We start from the raw sequence: 18,468 nt of genomic DNA on the forward strand, positions 1-18,468 counted from the left end.
GCCCTCATCCTCCGCCCCGCCCGCCGACGCGTCCCCCACCGCATCAGCAAGTACGACGCCGGCGCCTCCTCCGGCGTCCCCGTCGCCTGACCCGGGTTCCCGGCCTTTGGGGTGGGGCCCGGAGCAGCGGGACCAGGACGCCGCCGTGGCGGCCGTTGCGGCGATGTCGCCGGAACAGAAAGCCGGGCAGGTCCTGCTCCCGTTCTTCAAGGGCAGCCAGGTAGAGGCCCATGCGGCGCTCATCCAGCGCCTCCACCTGGCCGGATCCATCATCATGGGCGACAACGTGCCGCGCGACCCGCAGGGAAAGGTGGACGTGGCCGCCATGGGCGCCGTAAACCAGCGGCTGCAGCAGGCTGTGGCCGCCGACGGACGGCGCTGGCCCGGGATCATGAGCGTGGACCAGGAAGGCGGCGCGGTGGCACGCCTGGGGCCGCCCCTCACCGAGTGGCCCGCTCCCATGAGCTACGGGGCCGCCGGCAACCTGGACCTGACGCGCAAGGCCGGCAAGGGCCTGGCAAGCGAGTTGGTGCCACTGGGCTTCGACCTCGACTTCGCGCCGGACACGGATGTGACCGTCGGTCCTGCAGACCCCACCATCGGGGCGCGTTCCATGTCCGGCGACCCGGCCGCGGCGGCGGCCCAGGGCACCGCCTTCTCCCAGGGCATGCTGGACGCCGGCGTGCTCCCCACCGTCAAGCACTTTCCCGGACACGGCTCGGTGACGGCGGACTCCCACCTCAGCCTCCCCGTCCAGCCGGCAGGCATCGACGTGCTCCGGGGCCGGGACTGGAAACCCTTCGAGGCTGCCGTCGCAGCGGGCCTCCCCGTGGTCATGACCGGGCACATTGCCGTACCCACGCTGGAACCAGGCGTCCCGGCGTCGCTCTCTGCCCCCAGCTACTCGGCGCTCAGGGGTTTGGGCTTCAAGGGCGTGGCCGTGACGGACGCCCTCAACATGGGCGCCGTTGACAAGCAGTACCCGGCCGGCGCGGCTGCAGTGAAGGCACTGGCCGCCGGTGCCGACCTGCTGCTGATGCCTGCGGACGTTGAGCAGGCGCACGCCGCCATCGTTCAGGCCCTGGCTGCCGGCGCCCTTCCCGCCGCACGCCTGGATGAAGCAGCGCAGCGCGTGGCCACCATGATGATCTGGCATGCCCGGACCACCCCGCCTGCCGGAACAGCGGGCTCAGGTGCGCCGGCCGGAAGCGGGGCCGCCCTGTCCGCCCAGGTCTCGGCGTCGGCCGTTACCGTTGTTTCCGGTCCCTGCAGCGGACCCCTGGTGCCCGGTTCCGTGCGGGTGGCCGGCGGGGGACCGGGGGACCGGGAGCGCTTCGAAGCCGCCGCAGCGCGCGCCGGGCTCACCGTGGGAGCAGGCCCGCTGGTCAACCTCATCGGGTTTGGTGGAAAACCGGCCGGTGGGGACATCGCCGTGTCCCTCGACGCTCCGTGGCCGCTCCAGGGGTCCAGTGCGCCGGTGAAGGTGGCACTCTATGGCCGGACCGACGCCGCCTTCGACGCGCTGGCCGCCGTGCTGGCAGGGAAGGCGCCCGCTCCGGGAAAGCTGCCCGCCGCCGTCGGGCCTTTCCCCGCGGGAACCGGCTGCCCCCGACCCAACTAAGTAGCGCGAACTGTCGTTTTGAGGCGTCAAAACGACACTTGGCGCTACCCACTTGGGCTGGAACGCGTTTAATGGTCTGGTGCCCATTCTGAATAAAGACATGACCCTCTGCATCTCGCTCTCGGCCCGTCCCAGCAACAACGGGACCCGGTTCCACAACCACCTTTACGGGCAGCTGGACCTGAACTGGATCTACAAGGCCTTCGCACCCACCAACCTGGAACAGGCCATTGCCGGTGTCCGCGGGCTGGGCATCCGTGGCTGTGCCATCTCCATGCCGTACAAGGAAGACGTCATCGCCCTGGTGGACGAGATGGACCCCTCCGCCAAGGCCATCGACTCGGTGAACACCATCGTGAACACGGACGGGCACCTCAAGGCGTACAACACCGACTACACCGCGATCGAACAACTCCTCGCCACCAATGCAGTCCCCACGGACTATTCGGTGCTGGTGCAGGGCGCCGGGGGCATGGCCAAGGCCACGGTTGCCGCCCTCCGGGACGCCGGATTCACCGACGTCACCGTCCTGGCCCGGAACGAGGCCGCGGGGCGTGCGCTCGCGGACCAGTACGGCTTCCAGTGGCGGGCAGCGCTCGACGGCGGGACGGCCGACCTGCTCATCAACGTCACCCCGCTGGGGATGGCCGGCGGGACGGAAGCGGACACCGTGGCTTTCCCGGCGGAAGCCATCAACGCGGCCCGCCTGGTGTTCGACGTGGTGGCGCTGCCCGCCGAAACCCCCCTCATCAAGGCCGCCCGCGCGGCCGGCAAGCCGGTGATCACGGGGGCCGAAGTGGCCACCATCCAGGCACTGGAACAGTTCGTCCTGTACACGGGCGTCCGGCCCACCCCGGACCAGGTGCGGGCCGCCGAGGAGTTCATGCGCGCCCAGTAGGGGCAGCTAGGCGGGTTCCACCACGATGGCCACCCGGTCCTCACCGATGCGCGTCAGGACCAGGGTGGCCGTTTTGCCGCCCTTCCTGGCGTTCTTTCCGCCGGGCAGCAGCTGTTTCCGCAGCTCTTCGGGGGTGACGGCGGTGCCGCGCTTCTTGATGTCCAGCACGGTGATGCCCTCCTGTTTCACCCAGGCCTTGAGCGCCTTCACGTTGTAGGGCATGACCTGCAGGACCTTGTAGGCCCGGGCGAACGGGGTGGCCAGGAGTTCCGGAGCGCAGATGTAGGCAATGTGTTCGTCCACCAGGTGGCCACCGAGCTGCAGTGCTACGTCCGCCACCAGTCCGGCGCGGATCACGGCGCCGTCGGGTTCGTACAGGTATCCCTCCACCGGTCCCACCGGCGCTGACGGGCCGCCGCCGAAATCCTCCGGGCTGGTCAGCTCCGCCGGAGCCTTCGGCCCCAGGACCAACGCGGCGCGGCGGACTCCAGGCCGGCGCACGGCGTTGAACCACAGGGTCACCTCGGTGACGTCACCGGCCACCGAGACCCACTGCGCCTCGCAGCCCGCGGGCACGGATTCATGCGGCATGCCCGGTCCCATCTTCACGCCCACTGCCTTGCCCCGGGCGGCCAGTGATTCCACGAAGGACAACGGCGGGGAGAATGCCTCGGGGTCCCAGATCCGCTTGGTGCCGGAAGTGGAGGTGACCCGCCGGGCAGGGTCCAGCCAGACGCCATCCACCCCGTCCAGCGGAACCGATTCCGCATCCGCATGCACCACTGTGGCGTTGGGGAACGGGATGAGGTTCACCGTGGCGCACGCCGCCGTGGTTTCGTCCATTTCGACGGCGGTGACATTGATGTCCAGGGAGGCCAGCGCCAGGGAATCGGCGCCGAGGCCGCAGCCCAGGTCCGCCACGCGGCTGATCCCCGCGGCAGCGAACCGCTGGGCGTGGTGGGCGGCGACGTTGAGGCGCGTGGCCTGCTCCAGGCCCGCCTGGGTGAACAGCATCTGCCGGGCGAACTCCCCGAATTTCCCCTCTGCCTTGGTCCGCAGCCGTGACTGCGTCAGGACGGCGGACACGAGCACGGCGGGGTGTCCGGCTTTCCGGAGCGCGGAGTTCAGCTCGAACGAGTCCTCGTCCCGGTAGGGGCCCAGGGACGCCAGCAACTCCCAGCCTTCGGGGGTCAGCAATGGTGCGATCTGGTCCTGTGCAATCTGGTCCTGGGGAGCTTGAGCCATGGGTTCCAGCCTAGTGGAGGAGCGCGTGGCCGGGATGCGGATAGTGTTGAATCCATGGATGAGAGCGCAGCCCCCCGCGAGACCGGCGACCACGAGTCCGGGGACCGCCATCCGGCCAGGTTCGCCCGTCCTGTGCTGATCGCCGCCGCCGTCGTGGCCGTGGTCTGCATCGCGCTGCTGGTGATCATCTTCCTGCTCGATACGTTCAACGCCACCGTTTACTCGGTGGGAGGCAACGACGTCCAGGACAACACCCAGGAGGCCCGGGACATCCGCGGGCTGTACGACGGCGCGCGGGCCGGGAGCATCTTCTTCCTCGCTGCTGCGCTGCTCGCCGCAGCGGTGTCCGGCTGGGTGCTCTTCCGGGGACGGAAGCAGGGCGGCAGCGACACGGAGGGCGGCGAGGACGTGGACTTCGACGACCTGGGCCGGTAGGGACAGGGCGCCATTTCGCGTCCCCGGCCACCTGCCGTCGTCCGCCCCGGGCTGTACGCCCATGACGAAACGTTGGCACTCACCTTGACCGAGTGCTAACTCATACATAGAGTCTTCATTAGCACTCTCCCTAGGAGGGTGCTAACACATGAAGAGCTGCCAGCCAGGCTGCTGCCGGCACCGCGACGACGGTTTGCCAGCTACGGCGGAAAGCTTTCCAGTCCACGAATTTGCTGACGAAAAGGAGAGGTCCGAGTGTCGGTCTCTATTAAGCCTCTTGAGGATCGTATTGTTGTCCGCCCGCTCGAAGCCGAGCAGACCACGGCTTCCGGCCTGGTCATCCCGGACTCCGCACAGGAGAAGCCGCAGGAAGGCGAAGTTGTCGCCGTAGGCCCCGGCCGCTTCGAAGATGGCAACCGCGTTCCCGTTGACGTAGCCGTTGGCGACGTCGTCATCTACTCCAAGTACGGCGGAACCGAAGTCAAGACCGGCGGCACCGAGTACCTCGTGCTGTCCGCCCGCGACGTCCTGGCAATCGTCGTCAAGTAACTCTTCCGGATCCCCGTGCTGCCGGCCATGCTCACGCTGGCCGGCAGCGCGGGGTTTCTGTCTTTGAAAGGACAAAACCATGGCAAAGCAGCTTGCGTTTAACGACGCTGCCCGCCGGTCCCTTGAGGCCGGCATCGACAAGCTCGCGAACACCGTCAAGGTGACGCTCGGCCCCCGCGGCCGCAACGTCGTCCTGGACAAGAAGTGGGGTGCCCCCACCATCACGAACGACGGCGTCACCATCGCCCGCGAAGTCGAGCTGGACGACCCCTACGAGAACCTTGGCGCACAGCTGGCCAAGGAAGTAGCCACCAAGACCAACGATGTTGCCGGCGACGGCACCACCACCGCCACGGTCCTGGCACAGGCGCTGGTCAAGGAAGGCCTGCGCAACGTTGCAGCCGGCGCTGCCCCCGGCCAGATCAAGCGCGGCATCGAGGTTGCGGTTGAGGCCGTGGCCGCCCGCCTGCTGGAGAACGCCCGCCCGGTCGAAGGCACCCAGGTAGCCAACGTTGCCGCCATCTCGGCGCAGAGCGACGAAATCGGCGAACTGCTCGCCGAGGCCTTCGGCAAGGTGGGCAAGGATGGTGTCATCACCATCGAAGAGTCCTCCACCACCCAGACCGAACTGGTCCTCACCGAGGGCATGCAGTTCGACAAGGGCTACCTGTCCCCGTACTTCGTCACCGACGCGGAGCGCCAGGAAGCAGTCCTCGAGGACGCACTCATCCTGATCAACCAGGGCAAGATCTCCTCGATCCAGGAATTCCTGCCGCTGCTCGAAAAGGCGCTGCAGAGTTCCAAGCCGCTGTTCATCATCGCCGAGGACGTTGAGGGCGAGGCCCTGTCCACGCTGATCGTCAACCGCATCCGCGGCACCCTGAACGTCGTAGCCGTCAAGGCTCCCGGCTTCGGCGACCGCCGCAAGGCCATGCTGCAGGACATCGCCACCCTCACCGGTGCGCAGGTTGTCTCCCCGGAACTGGGCCTCAGCCTGGACTCCGTGGGCCTGGAGGTGCTGGGTACCGCCCGTCGCATCACGGTCACCAAGGACAACACCACCATCGTGGACGGCGCCGGTTCTGCCGAGGACGTCGCTGCACGCGTTGCCCAGCTGCGCGCCGAGCTGACCCGCACCGATTCCGACTGGGACCGCGAAAAGCTCCAGGAACGCCTGGCTAAGCTTGCCGGCGGCATCGGAGTCATCAAGGTCGGCGCTGCCACCGAGGTTGAGCTCAAGGAAAAGAAGCACCGCATCGAGGACGCTGTGTCCTCCACCCGCGCTGCCCTCGAAGAAGGCATCGTTGCCGGCGGCGGCTCCGCCCTGATCCACGCCCTCAAGGCACTGGATGAGGACGCTTCCGTCAAGGCCCTCGAAGGCGACGCCGCCGCAGCTGTGGGCATCGTCCGCCGCGCACTGGTGCAGCCGCTGCGCTGGATCGCCCAGAACGCCGGCTTCGATGGCTACGTTGTTACCTCCAAGGTTGCCGACCTTGAGACCAACAACGGCTTCAACGCCAAGTCAGGTGAGTACGAGGACCTGATTGCCGCGGGCGTCATCGACCCCGTCAAGGTCACCCGTGCAGCCCTCCGTAACGCGGCCTCCATCGCCGCCCTGGTTCTCACCACCGAGACCCTGGTCGTGGAGAAGCCGGCCGAAGAGGACGAGCACGCAGGCCACAGCCACTAACGCTGCGCCCTGGCGGCCTACCGCTGAAAAGGCTGGTCCGGCATCTGCCGGGCCAGCCTTTTGCGTTGCTGCTTCTGGGGCGGTGGGTGGGCCCACGCCGCCAGGGTTCCCTGGCTGAGCGAAGCGAGGTTAGGGGGCGGTGGGCGCTTAGCCGGCGTCCATCTCCCGCGTCTCAACTTCTCCGGCACGCTCGTACACCAGCGACACCGCACCCTTGGGAAAACTGCGGGCCTGCTCGGCCAGCGTGAAAGTGGAGGGAACCGTTCCCTCATCGAACAGGCGCTTGCCCTGGCCCAGGACCACCGGGTACAGCCAGAGGTGGAGGCGGTCCAGCACATTGGCAGCCAGGAGGGTACGGATCAGCATCCCGCTGCCGAACATGTGCAGCTGCCCGAACCCGTCCCGGAGGCCGCCGGCGGCCGCGGCATCCGGCAGGACGGTGGTGCCGGCCCAGTCCGGGTCCGCCAGCGTGCCGGAGACAACGAACTTGGGGACCCGGTTCAGGGCATCGGCTATGTCACCGGACTGATGCGGCCAGTAGGACGCAAAGATGTCATAGGTCTTCCGGCCGAGGAGGAGTGCATCCATCCGGCCGATCTCGTCCGCTATCGACGCGCCGGCCTCGTCGTCGGACACCGGCGCCTGCCAGCCGCCGAACGCGAATCCGCCTTCGGGGTCTTCTTCACGGCCGCCCGGCGCCTGGTACACGCCGTCGAGGGTGATGAACAGGTTCGCCACGATGATCCCCACGCGCACATTGTGGACCCGCGCCGGGGCTCTGTCCAGTGTCCCTGTCCGGGGCCCGTGGCAGGATGGTGCCATGCTGCTCCTTGAGCTCGTGGACACCACGAAAACCGTCGCATCGACCCGGTCCCGGCTCGCGAAAGTGGATGCTTTGGCCCACCTCCTGCGCCGGCTGGAACCTGCTGAGATCCCGACGGCGGTGGGTTTGCTCAGTGCCAAGCCCCGTCAGGGCCGGGTTGGCGTCGGTTGGAGCGCCGTGGCGGCGGCCAAGGAAGAACCCGCCGCGGAGCCAAGCCTCACCGTGGCGGATTTTGATGCCGCGCTGGACCGGCTCCTGGCAACGGCGGGCAGCGGGTCGGGTGCGGGGCGGGCCTCCATCCTCGGGACGCTGATGGGAGCGGCCACCGCGTCGGAGCAGTCGTTCATCGCCGGCGTGCTGCTCGGGGAACTGCGCACCGGCGCCCTGGAAGGAGTCCTGACGGATGCCATTGCCCGCGCCGCAGACAGGTCCGTCGAGGCGGTACGGCGCGCGGCAATGCTTTCCGGGGACCTCGGAGGAACCGCCCTCCTGGCGCTCACCGGCACCCCGGCCGAGCTTGACGCCGTCGGCCTGGTGGTGGGCCGCCCGGTGCAGCCCATGCTCGCGGCCACCGCCGGCAGCGCGGGTGCCGCCCTGGAAGCGACGGGGGAGGCCTCGGTGGAATTCAAGCTCGACGGCGCCCGCATCCAGGTGCACCGGTCGGGCAGCGAGGTACGCATCTTCACCCGGAACCTCGCGGAGGTGACGCACCGGCTGCCCGAGGTGGTTGACCTGGTCCGCGGGCTGCCCGTGCAGGACGTGATCCTCGACGGCGAAACGCTCGCCCTGGATGAGGACGGCGCCCCGCGGCCCTTCCAGGAAACGATGTCCCGCTTCGGCGCCGATGCAGTCCGCGAAACGCTGCTCCATCCCTGGTTTTTCGATGTGCTCCACATTGACGGACGTGACCTGCTGGATGAACCGCTGTCCACCCGCATCGACGTCCTGGAACGCGTTGCACCGGCACACCGGATTCCCGGGGAGGTCACGGCGGATCCGGCCGTTGCCGAACGGGTGTCGCGGGATGCACTCGCCGCGGGCCACGAGGGCGTGGTGGTGAAGGCGATCGAATCGACCTACGCCGCCGGGAGGCGTGGATCCAACTGGGTGAAGGTGAAACCGGTCCACACGTATGACCTGGTGGTGCTCGCCTGCGAATGGGGCTCCGGACGCCGCACGGGAATGCTCTCCAACCTGCACCTGGGTGCCCTTGACCCCACCGGGGAGTTCGGCGAACCCGGCGGCTACGTGATGGTGGGCAAGACGTTCAAGGGACTCACCGATGAACTGCTGCGCTGGCAGACGGAGCGGTTCCAGGAGCTTGAGGTGCGGCGCACGGCAGGCACTGTTTGGGTTGAACCGGTCACGGTCGTCGAAATAGCCATCGACGGCGTGCAGCAGTCGCCGCGCTACCCGGGCGGGATCGCCTTGAGGTTCGCTCGCGTCAAGCGCTACCGGGACGACAAGGCCCCGGCGGAAGCGGACACCATCCAGGCCCTGCGCGCCCTGCTGCGCTCCTAGAGGCGAGCGGTCAGCGGCCTGTTCCGGTCCGCTGGCGCTTCAGGCTGCGTGCCACCCCGTCGGGCAGGCGCCGTGCGACCACCCGGTAGAAGAGCAGCACCGCGAGGGCGGCCACCACGATGCCCACGAGGTTGAGCAGCAGTTGGAGCGCGGAACCGGCGGCCTTCTGGTACTCGCCCAGCACCAAGGCCACCGCCACGTATCCGGCGGCCGGCACCGTGGTCACGGAGATGAACACGCCGATCAGTGCCGCCGAACGCCGGCCAATGATGGAGAGCATTCCGGCGATTCCGGCCAGGAGGGCCACGATCAACGAATACGGGCCGGGATGGTAGATGAACTCGACGGCGGATCCCTTGTCCAGGGCATCCCGCGGGAAGAGGCCAAGCGGGATCGACAGCCACGCCGTCAGTGCCGCCAGCAGCATGGCAACCGGGAAGCCCACGGCCAGGGCGACTGCAGCCCGGCGGCCAAGCCTCCACTTCCGGGTGGCGATCGAAACCGCCAGCGCGGCCAGCGGTCCGAACTCAGGGCCCACCGCCATGGCGCCCACGATGGCGATGGGGGAATCGGTCACGATGCCGATCCCCGCGAGCTGCGTGGCCAGCACCAGGAACGCGAGGAAGTTCCACGTCAGCCGGGAGTCTTCGCCGGATTGGCGGGTGACGTCATCCCAGATCACCGCGTCGGCGCCATCCCCGGGGGCGTCCCGCTCTGCCCGGTCCGCATTCCTGGACAGCACAAATTCCGGTGTGGACATGGAAATGGAGCCAACATCGCGGACCTTCAGGATATTCAGCTTCTCCAGCAGTTCCTCCACTGCCTCCCGGGCGATCAGGACTTCAATAACATCGCCCTCCGGCACCACGGAGGCGCCCCGGACCACAGCGACCTCTGCCGTTCCGCGCTGGTCGCGGCAGGTCTGCCGGGTCACGTCGGACAGCTCCCCGGGCACACAAATCCGCAGCTGGACAACCACGCCCGCTCCCTTCCACGACTGGGGCCAGCATAGTCTGAACCGGCGGCGTGATTGGCTGTTGAACAGCGCGTTGGCTAGGCTTGGGGCTTTGGCTGGCGGGCATTGTGAGAGGTTCTAGTGTCGATAACGGAAACCCCGCAGGCACCCGAACCCGGCCCCGGCGCCGCCCCCCGCCAACGGAAGCCCACCTTCCGGCCCGAGGTCCAGGGGCTGCGGGCCCTGGCCGTCCTGATGGTTGTCACCTACCACGTCTGGCTGGGCCGCGTGTCCGGTGGCGTGGACATCTTCCTGCTGGTTTCGGCCTTCCTGCTTACGTTGTCCTTCGTCCGCAAGGCGGAATCAGGCAAACCCTTCGGGCTCCTGGCGCACTGGCTGCACCTGTTCAAGCGACTGCTGCCAGCCGCCGTCGTGGTGATTCTCGGAGTTCTCGCCGGCACCTGGCTGATCCTGCCGCAGGGCCGGTGGCCGCAGGTGCTCGACGAGGCCTGGGCGTCACTGCTGTACAGCCAAAACTGGCTCCTTGCTGATTTGTCGGTGGACTATTACGCGCAGGACCACGCCGGTGCCAGCCCCCTGCAGCACTTCTGGTCCCTGTCCATTCAGGGGCAGGTCTTCATCCTGTGGCCGCTGGTCTTTTCCGCCACGGCAGTCGTGCTGGCCGGGCTTCGCAGGGTCCCCCGCCTGCATTGGCTGACGTACCGGGGCCTGCTGGCGCTGGTGTTCGGTACGGTATTTGCGGTGTCCTTGGCCTACTCCATTGACCAGACCGCCACCAACCAGGCGTACGCCTACTTCGATACCCGGGCCCGCCTGTGGGAGTTTGCGCTGGGGTCCCTGCTGGCACTGGCGCTGCCGTACCTCAAGCCCGGCCGCGTCCTGCGCGTGGCGTTGGGCTGGGTCGGCCTGGCGGCCATGGTTTCCTGCGGGCTGGTCCTTACCGTTGACCGTTCCTTCCCCGGCTATGTGGCCCTGTGGCCAACCCTTGCGGCAGCAGCGATCATCGTCGCGGGCCAGTCGGGCAGCCGGTACGGGGTGGACCGCCTCCTCAGCAGCCGGCCCGCCGTCGCGCTGGGGGACAACTCCTACGCCCTGTACCTCTGGCACTGGCCCGTCCTGGTGCTGGTGCTGGCCGCCACAGGCGTCGAAGCGCCGAACCTCAAGCAGGGTCTTGGTATCGTCGGGGCCTCCATCGTGCTTGCCGTGCTGACCACGCGCTTCGTGGAAAAGCCGTTGCGCGACTGGCACTGGCCCAAGCTGCGCGCCTGGCGGACCGCCGTCGTCATCGTCGCCTGCGGCGCCGTCCTGGCGGGGCCTGTCGCGGTCTGGCAGACGACGCTCACCGCAGAGGAAAGCGCGACGGCGGCCCAACCGCGGGAGCTGACGCCAGGTGCCCTGGCGCTCACCCCGGAAAACGAAAACTCGCCCGCACCAAGGGCGCGCACCATTCCCGGACCCACAGCGCTGGACAACGATTGGGCCGGCATCGATTCGCCCTGCACAGGAGCCAACGCCACCGGCGATCCGATCCTTGAGGGCTGCCGGCAGGAGCTGCCGGAGGAACCGGCCACCCGGCGCATCGTGGTCCTGGGCGACTCCCACGCCCAGCAGTACCTCGCCGCCCTGGCGCCCGTGGCAGCGGCCCGTGGCTGGGAACTGGTAACGCTGCTGATGCCTGCCTGCCGCTTCGGCGCCGAATCGGACACCAGGAACGCCGAATGCAACGCCTATAACAGGGCCAGCTCCGCCTATGTCCTGGAACACCGGCCGGACGCCGTGTTCACGGTGGCGTCGCTGACCCACGAGGACGCTCCGTTCGAAACCGAAGTGCCGGGATACCTCGATGGCGTCCGGCCGTTCGCGGACGCCGGGATCGAAATCGTGGGCATCCGGGACAACCCGCGGTTCACCTTCAACATGCCCCAGTGTGCCCAGCGGAACGGTGCAAGCGCCCCTGCCTGCAACCCGTCCCTGGCGGAGTCCCTGGTGGAGCCGTCACCGCTGGAGAACTACCGCGGGAAACTGCCGGGGCTGCACCTGATGGACATGAGCGATTTCATCTGCGCGCGGGGCGTCTGCCCGGCCGTGGTGGGAAACGTGTACGTCTACAAGGACGACAACCACCTCACCAGGACCTATGTGGAAACCATGATCCCGATGTTCGAGCAGCGGCTGCTGGCCGCCACCGGCTGGAGCTGAACCATTCCGCCTGCCGGGCCGTAAGGTTGCTCACATTGCCGGCCTGGAATAGGGGGATTGGCGCCGAGGTTCTAATATTTACTCAACACTTTCTGCCCCCGGAACGCCGTCCTGCACGGTGCTCCCGCAGGATCGTCTGCACAGGCCAGTTCCGTAATTACGGGCTGGTCATCGGCTGCAACCCCTACCCGTGACCCAGCAACCAAGGTAAGAGGCGCACTCATGACCGAGCCCGAACACAACCCCTTTGGCTTCATCGGCCTGACCTACGACGACGTCCTGCTCCTGCCGGGCCACACGGACGTCATCCCGTCCGAGGCAGACACGTCCTCACGAATTTCCAAGCGCATCACCGTTCAGACCCCGCTGCTCTCCGCGGCGATGGACACGGTCACGGAGTCCCGCATGGCCATCGCCATGGCCCGCCAGGGCGGCCTGGGCGTCGTGCACCGCAACCTGTCCATCGCCGACCAGGCGGACCAGGTGGACCGGGTCAAGCGGAGCGAGTCCGGGATGATCACCAACCCGCTGACCATCCGCCCCGAGGCAACGCTGCGCGAGCTCGATGATCTCTGCGCCCACTACCGCGTCTCCGGCCTCCCCGTGGTGGACGAGGACAACCGCCTTCTGGGCATCGTCACCAACCGCGACACCCGTTTTGTGCCGGAGTCCGATTTTCCGCTGCGGCTGGTCAGCGACGTCATGACCAAGATGCCCCTGGTCACCGGACACGTGGGCATCAGCCGCGAGGAAGCCTCGCACAAGCTGGCCACCAACAAGATCGAAAAACTCCCGCTCGTGGACGAGCAGGGCCGGCTCAAGGGCCTGATCACCACCAAGGACTTCACCAAGGCCGAGCAGTACCCCCTGGCCACCAAGGACGATGAAGGCCGCCTCCGGGTGGGTGCCGCCATCGGCTTCTTCGGCGACGGCTGGGAGCGCGCCATGACCCTGGTGGACGCCGGCGTGGACGCGCTGTTCGTGGACACCGCCAACGGCCACTCCCAGGGTGTCCTGGATATGATCCGCAGGCTGAAGTCCGATCCCGTCGCCGCTCACGTGGATGTTATCGGCGGCCAGGCTGCCACCCGTGAAGGTGCCCAGGCACTGATTGACGCCGGCGCCGACGGTATCAAGGTGGGCGTTGGTCCCGGCTCCATCTGCACCACCCGTGTGGTGGCGGGCGTGGGTGTCCCGCAGATCACGGCCATCTACGAATCCGCCAAGGCTGCCATTCCGGCCGGCGTGCCGCTGATCGCCGACGGCGGCCTCCAGTACTCGGGCGACATCGGCAAGGCCCTGGTGGCCGGCGCCGACACAGTCATGCTGGGCTCCCTCCTGGCTGGCTGCGACGAGTCTCCGGGCGACCTGATCTTCGTCAACGGCAAGCAGTTCAAGTCCTACCGCGGCATGGGCTCCCTCGGCGCCATGCAGTCGCGCGGCAAGAACACGTCCTACTCCAAGGACCGGTACTTCCAGGCCGACGTGTCCGGTGACGACAAGCTGATCCCCGAAGGCATCGAAGGCCGGGTGGCGTACCGTGGCCCGCTGTCCTCAGTGGCGTACCAGCTGGTGGGAGGCCTCCGCCAGACCATGTTCTACACCGGAGCGCCCACCATTCCCGAGCTGAAGGTCCGCGGCAAGTTTGTCCGGATCACCTCCGCCGGCCTGAAGGAATCGCACCCGCACGACATCCAGATGACCGTCGAGGCGCCGAACTACGGATCGCGCTAACGGCGAAGGGTTTTTCACGCTGAGGCGTGTGAAAGAGGAGGCGGGATTTTCCCGCCTCCTCTTGTTGTTGGGTACCGGAGAACGCGGTCGGTTTGAATGTCGGACCCCCGTTGGATGATGTTCTTAAGGGAATCGGCGGTAGTGCTGGGGTGGCGTTGGAGGGTGTTCGTGCCTCTGTTGCTGCCCTGAGCGCCCTGGAGAAAGAGGACGCTTTCCTGGCTTCCGGGGCTCATGGTGGTGCCGGTGTAGATATTGGTGCGGGTACGGATGTGTTGCAGCGGCGGTATGGGATCCGGTTGGAGCGGCTGGAGCTTATGGCTCGGCTGGAAGCGCAACTGGCTGCGGTGAAAGCGGAGACCGCTGCTGAGGCAGTGGAGTTCCAGCAGGCGATGACGCCGCCGGACGCCTCGATCCAGGACCGCACTTATGGTGACATGTCGGTGGTGGAGGAGGTCGCCGGGGTGCTGACCATCAGCTCCGCGGCCGCGGGCGCTTTGGTGGAGCAGTCACGGCGGATCTGTTTGTTCCCGCCCGTGTTTGAGGCCCTGTCGGCCGGGTCGTTGTCCTGGCAGCACGCAAAGATCATCGCCGACGAAACCGACGGCCTCGATGCCGCTGGCGCCGCCGGGTTGGTGGCACACCTCTTCGACCCCGCCGCTGCCAACCCCGCCCGGGGTGCGGCTCCCGGTGAGCTTGTCCCGTCCCGGTTCCGGGCCAAGGTCCGTGGGTGGAGGGAACGCCATCATCCGGACTCCATCGAGAAGCGGCACGCCAAGGGTGCGGCGGACCGGCGGATGGAATATGTCCCCGGCTGGATCAGGATGCGCGACACCAAATGCACCTTCCCCGGCTGCACCAACCGCACCCCCGACAACGAAACCGACCACCTACAAGCGTGGCAACACGGCGGCACCACCAACGTCAGCAACCTGGCCCAGCTCTGCCCCAAACACCATCGACTCAAACACCACAGCCAATGGACACCCGACCCGGCCACCAAGAACGAGCCGCCCGGCTGGACCTCACCCACCGGACGCCACTACAAACCCGAACACCCCGACCCCGAACCATCCCACTGGCCACAATGGCGTGGCCCGGAGTGGATGAGCGCGGCGTACCACAGCGGTGGAGCACGTCGATTGGCCGGTGGGCCGCCGGACTTCCACTACATGGCACACTCGCCAGGCGAAGATGCCCTGCTGCGCTGTCTCCATTCCACATCGTGACGGACCGCCCCGCATTAGGCTGATTCCATGTCCCAACCGCGCCATCCGGCGGAGCTGACCCCTAAACGCAACCCGCAAAAGCGGCTTGCCGTGCGCCCCTATACCAAGGCCGTGGCCCAGGTGCTCCGGGTGAGCTTCCATGCCTCCCCGGGCGCCGTCGTCATGAAGGTGCTGGGTTCCCTGATTTCCGCGGTGTTGCCGCTGGTCACCACCTTCTACGCGTCCCTCACCACCACAGCAATGGCGGCAGCGTACGCGGGCGACGGCGGAGCGGGGCGGCTTGCCATCGTGTACGTCGTCGTCACTGCCGCGCTGGGCCTGTTCTGGGGCGCCTTCAACAGCGTGGACCGCTACATCCAGCAGCTGATGAGTTTCAAAGTAGGCGCCATCGTGGGGGACCAGATGTACGAGCGCTTCCTCTCCCTGGACTTCTGGCGCTACGACGACAAGGAGACAGTGGACCTTTACGACCGCGCCAAACGGTTCTCCGACTCCTACGCCCGCGTCCTGGACCGGATTGCCGCGATCTTCACCCAGCTGGTCTCGGTCATCCTGGCCGTGGGCGCCCTGCTGCTGGTCAGCTGGTGGATCGCCGTCATCGTGTTGGTGGCCATCGTTCCGAGCGTGTACCTGCAGTTCAAGCTGTCCAGGGAACAGATTGCGCACTGGAACACGCAGGTGGACTCGCGGCGCCAGCGCCGCATGATCGAGACCAACCTCCTCCGGCCGCAGCACATTGCCGAAATGCGGCTTTATGGCATCGTCGGTTTCCTCATGGACCTTCGGTCCCGGCTCCGGGACGCCGACGAACGGCGGCGCCTGGACTACCAGCGCCGATACATCCCCAGGCAGCTGGCGGCGGACGCCCTGCAGTACGGCGCGGAAGTGGTCTCGCTGATCTGGGTGGTGGGCCAGATCATTGCCCGCGCAGCCCCGGTGGGCCAGTTCCTCTACGTCCAGCAGATCGTCAGCCGTGCCCTGTCCACCGCAAACAGCCTGGTGTCCTCGCTCAGCTCCATTGATGAAGACCTGGCCAACCTGAAGGACTACGAGCTGTTCATGGCGATGCCCGTGCACTCGGAACATGCCCCACCCCTCCTGGAGGCGCCCAGGGAAGTGGAGCTGAAGGACATCCGCTTCACCTACACGGGCAGCGACATCGAGGTGATCAAGGGCATCAGCCTCACCATCCGGCAGGGCCAACACATCGCCATCGTCGGGGAGAACGGCGCCGGGAAGTCCACCCTCATCCGCATCCTCGCCGGACTCTACCGGCCCGACTCAGGGCAGATACTGCTCGATGGCGTGGACCTCGCCGCCGTCGACGTTAAATCCTGGCACCGCCACCTTGCCGTGCTCAGCCAGGAGTTCCTGAAGTACGAGTTCGCCACGGCAGCCGAGAACATCTACTTCGGCGACGTTGATTCACCTCGGGACGACGCCCGCGTCCGCAAGGCTGCAGCCGACGCCGAGGCGCTCGACTTCATCAATAGGCTGCCGAACGGACTCGACAACCACGTGAGCAACTGGATGGAGGATCCGCGCGGACGGAAGGGCAGTGGCCTGTCCGGAGGCCAGTGGCAGCGCCTGGCCATGGCACGGAACTTCTACCGCGACGCATCCTTCATGGTGATGGACGAGCCCACCTCGGCCATCGATGCCCTCGCTGAGCACCGAATCTTCACCAGGCTCTTCGCTGACCGCGGCAGCACCATCATCGCCATCAGCCACCGGCTCGCCACGATCGAGAAGGCGGACGTGGTGTACATGCTGGAGGATGGCCGCATTGTGGAGAAAGGCACCCATAAGGAACTGGTGGCCCTGCGCGGCCGGTACTTCAGGATGTTCGAGTCCCAGCTTTCCGTGGAGGAACCTGAAGGAGTCTGATGCAGGTCGGGGGAGCCCGCCCGCCGATCGGGCACTTCTGTCAGCGTCGCCGCAACCAGGCGGCGTACAGGCGGTCCCGGTGCTGTTGCAGATGCCGCGAGTACAGCATTCCTGTTCCAGTTGTCACGGGAAAAGCAGCCAGGAACGCAAGGATGGGCAAGACGTCGGGTGCGGTTCCGGGCGGCGTGGCCACCATCAGGAGTGAAACCAGCACCAGCAGCACAAGTCCGTTCCCGGGATTCTGGCCAGTGCCGGCCAATACAATCGCCTGAACCGCGCCGGGTACGGCGAAGACCATGCCCATCCACCAAAACCAGAAGACACGGGCCCTGCGATGGGCATGGCCCAGGGCTAGTTGCGGGACGGCCTCAGTGCTGGGCGAAGCCACGCCACCCCTCATGAATGCTCCGTCAGGGAACGGCGTTCGAGCCAGCGGGCGTAGAGTCCGGCGTTGTTGCACATCAGGCGGCGGGTGTGCAGCAGGCCGGCGGCCGAGCCGAGGGGAACCGTGATCAGCAGTCCGAGCACCGGCAAATTTTCCGGAGAGGCGCCGTTGGGGGTGAACAGGATCAAGGCCACAACGGCGGCCGTGGTGGCGACCAGGATAGTCCAGACCATCACTGGGGTGCCCCGGATCCCCCGCTCCACCCGCAGAAGGTTAGAAGCGGGGCGCGGTGGCCTGCGGGTGAACCGGAGCCAGGCGGTCAAGGCCCAACCCGTGGAAGCCAGCACTGCCCCCAGAACGGCCATACCGATGCCGGTTTCGGCGCTCTGGCCCAGTGCCAGCGCGAGCACGGCGTGAAGCAGGCCGGCGGAAGCCAGCACTGCCGGGTACCACCAGGCAAAAAAGATCCAGGACCGGCGCTGGGCGTAGCCGTAAGCCGTCGCGTCCGGCACCCTTCTCAGATCCCTGATGCCGGAACAGGCAGGAGCCGATGCCGTTGATTCGTCGCCTGGTGCCACGCTGTTCCCCCCAAAATCAATTTTCCGGTGCCAAGGCTAATACAGGCCCGCGCATGCAGCGATGGGCAGATCTAACCTCCGTGCCTGCCGTCCACCACGGTGGTACGCACGCGGGCGATGCTCGGGCGGGGAGGGACGCTGCTGAAGCCGAACGTGACGGCTGGCCGGATGGGGGCCAGCGCTCCGGCATCGGCACCATTCCAGCGGACAACGGCGGACGTCACGTGGTGCAGGTCCGTCACCCCATAGAACTCCGTCCTTCCGCTGCCCGCAGTTCCGTAGGTGCGGGCGCCGGGTGCCGCGAGGGCAGCGAACGGATTGACCGCGGCGAGCCAGCGGGGATGGACTGCAAGGCGCCGGGGTACTGTCCGCAGCGCTGTTCCCAGCAGGGTCCTCGAACCGGTGACGGCCTGGATTGCCAGCGGGCCGGCATCGACCGTCAACGTGTGGTCGGTGAGCGAGGCAGCAACGTCCAGCACCCGCACTTCATCAAAGGTGTAGGTGGCGGCAATGAAGCCGGCCACCTCGGATGTCGGAGCGAGCAGAAGGCGATGCCCAGAAGGCTGCTGCACCATGACGTCCGAGAAGGACCCAAAGGGGGAGTCCTGCCACATTCCAACTACGGCGCGCAACCCGGAGGCAGTGCCGATCCCGGCGATATGCCCGTCAAATGTCCACCGACTGCCCATCACAATCCTGCG

Annotated in this window: 16 protein-coding genes; 10 read left to right on the plus strand and 6 right to left on the minus strand. The window is 67.2% G+C overall.

Annotated elements, in window-relative coordinates:
- The first annotated feature begins 145 nt into the window (after nt 1-145).
- Nucleotides 146-1,621 (plus strand): glycoside hydrolase family 3 N-terminal domain-containing protein, encoded by a 1,476-nt coding sequence (locus BACI349Y_RS06535; protein ID WP_442858398.1) that lies wholly within the window; start codon nt 146-148, stop codon nt 1,619-1,621.
- 79 nt (nt 1,622-1,700) lie between these two features.
- On the plus strand, nt 1,701-2,519 hold the full coding sequence (locus BACI349Y_RS06540) for a shikimate 5-dehydrogenase (protein ID WP_268891508.1): 819 nt from the start codon (nt 1,701-1,703) through the stop codon (nt 2,517-2,519).
- A 6-nt stretch (nt 2,520-2,525) separates the two neighbouring features.
- Here BACI349Y_RS06540 and BACI349Y_RS06545 read toward each other — a convergent pair whose 3' ends face one another.
- Nucleotides 2,526-3,764 (minus strand): class I SAM-dependent methyltransferase, encoded by a 1,239-nt coding sequence (locus tag BACI349Y_RS06545; protein ID WP_159631421.1) that lies wholly within the window; start codon nt 3,762-3,764, stop codon nt 2,526-2,528.
- A gap of 54 nt (nt 3,765-3,818) precedes the next feature.
- Here BACI349Y_RS06545 and BACI349Y_RS06550 point away from each other — a divergent pair, with 54 nt between their 5' ends.
- The 3 genes from BACI349Y_RS06550 (at nt 3,819) to groL (ending at nt 6,438) form a co-directional block, all read left to right on the plus strand.
- Complete coding sequence (locus tag BACI349Y_RS06550; RefSeq protein ID WP_159631422.1) at nt 3,819-4,199, plus strand: hypothetical protein; 381 nt, start codon at nt 3,819-3,821, stop codon at nt 4,197-4,199.
- A gap of 255 nt (nt 4,200-4,454) precedes the next feature.
- A complete protein-coding gene (gene groES, locus BACI349Y_RS06555) occupies nt 4,455-4,748 on the plus strand; it encodes a co-chaperone GroES (protein WP_003805290.1) in 294 nt (97 codons plus the stop codon).
- A 79-nt stretch (nt 4,749-4,827) separates the two neighbouring features.
- Complete coding sequence (gene groL / locus BACI349Y_RS06560) at nt 4,828-6,438, plus strand: chaperonin GroEL (RefSeq protein WP_159631423.1); 1,611 nt, start codon at nt 4,828-4,830, stop codon at nt 6,436-6,438.
- A 147-nt stretch (nt 6,439-6,585) separates the two neighbouring features.
- Here the strand turns inward: groL and BACI349Y_RS06565 are convergent, their stop codons facing one another.
- On the minus strand, nt 6,586-7,188 hold the full coding sequence (locus tag BACI349Y_RS06565) for a dihydrofolate reductase family protein (protein ID WP_159631424.1): 603 nt from the start codon (nt 7,186-7,188) through the stop codon (nt 6,586-6,588).
- Between the two features lie 70 nt (nt 7,189-7,258).
- On the opposite strand from BACI349Y_RS06565, the gene BACI349Y_RS06570 reads away from it, so the two are divergent.
- Nucleotides 7,259-8,782 (plus strand): ATP-dependent DNA ligase, encoded by a 1,524-nt coding sequence (locus BACI349Y_RS06570; RefSeq protein WP_159631425.1) that lies wholly within the window; start codon nt 7,259-7,261, stop codon nt 8,780-8,782.
- A gap of 10 nt (nt 8,783-8,792) precedes the next feature.
- On the opposite strand, the gene BACI349Y_RS06575 is transcribed toward BACI349Y_RS06570, so the two are convergent.
- Nucleotides 8,793-9,761 carry a DUF389 domain-containing protein gene (locus BACI349Y_RS06575; RefSeq protein ID WP_159631426.1) on the minus strand — a complete coding sequence of 323 codons (969 nt, stop codon included), beginning with the start codon at nt 9,759-9,761 and terminating at the stop codon, nt 8,793-8,795.
- A gap of 123 nt (nt 9,762-9,884) precedes the next feature.
- On the opposite strand from BACI349Y_RS06575, the gene BACI349Y_RS06580 reads away from it, so the two are divergent.
- The 4 genes from BACI349Y_RS06580 (at nt 9,885) to BACI349Y_RS06595 (ending at nt 16,804) form a co-directional block, all read left to right on the plus strand.
- A complete protein-coding gene (locus BACI349Y_RS06580; RefSeq protein WP_159635315.1) occupies nt 9,885-11,957 on the plus strand; it encodes an acyltransferase family protein in 2,073 nt (690 codons plus the stop codon).
- A gap of 222 nt (nt 11,958-12,179) precedes the next feature.
- Entirely contained in the window at nt 12,180-13,691 is a 1,512-nt protein-coding gene (gene guaB / locus BACI349Y_RS06585) for an IMP dehydrogenase (protein ID WP_159631427.1), read from the plus strand.
- A gap of 314 nt (nt 13,692-14,005) precedes the next feature.
- A complete protein-coding gene (locus BACI349Y_RS06590) occupies nt 14,006-14,917 on the plus strand; it encodes an HNH endonuclease signature motif containing protein (protein ID WP_159631428.1) in 912 nt (303 codons plus the stop codon).
- A gap of 27 nt (nt 14,918-14,944) precedes the next feature.
- Entirely contained in the window at nt 14,945-16,804 is a 1,860-nt protein-coding gene (locus BACI349Y_RS06595) for an ABC transporter ATP-binding protein (protein WP_159631429.1), read from the plus strand.
- 40 nt (nt 16,805-16,844) lie between these two features.
- On the opposite strand, the gene BACI349Y_RS06600 is transcribed toward BACI349Y_RS06595, so the two are convergent.
- From BACI349Y_RS06600 to BACI349Y_RS06610, 3 genes are all read right to left on the minus strand, one after another.
- Nucleotides 16,845-17,108, minus strand: a complete 264-nt coding sequence (locus BACI349Y_RS06600) for a hypothetical protein (protein WP_159631430.1) — start codon at nt 17,106-17,108, stop codon at nt 16,845-16,847.
- Between the two features lie 92 nt (nt 17,109-17,200).
- Nucleotides 17,201-17,701, minus strand: coding sequence for a hypothetical protein (locus tag BACI349Y_RS06605; RefSeq protein ID WP_159631431.1), 501 nt, complete (start codon nt 17,699-17,701; stop codon nt 17,201-17,203).
- Nucleotides 17,702-17,838: 137 nt separating this feature from the next.
- Complete coding sequence (locus tag BACI349Y_RS06610; RefSeq protein WP_159631432.1) at nt 17,839-18,456, minus strand: hypothetical protein; 618 nt, start codon at nt 18,454-18,456, stop codon at nt 17,839-17,841.
- Nucleotides 18,457-18,468 lie beyond the last annotated feature (12 nt).

The organism is Arthrobacter sp. 8AJ, from assembly GCF_902506025.1.
GTDB lineage: Bacteria > Actinomycetota > Actinomycetes > Actinomycetales > Micrococcaceae > Arthrobacter.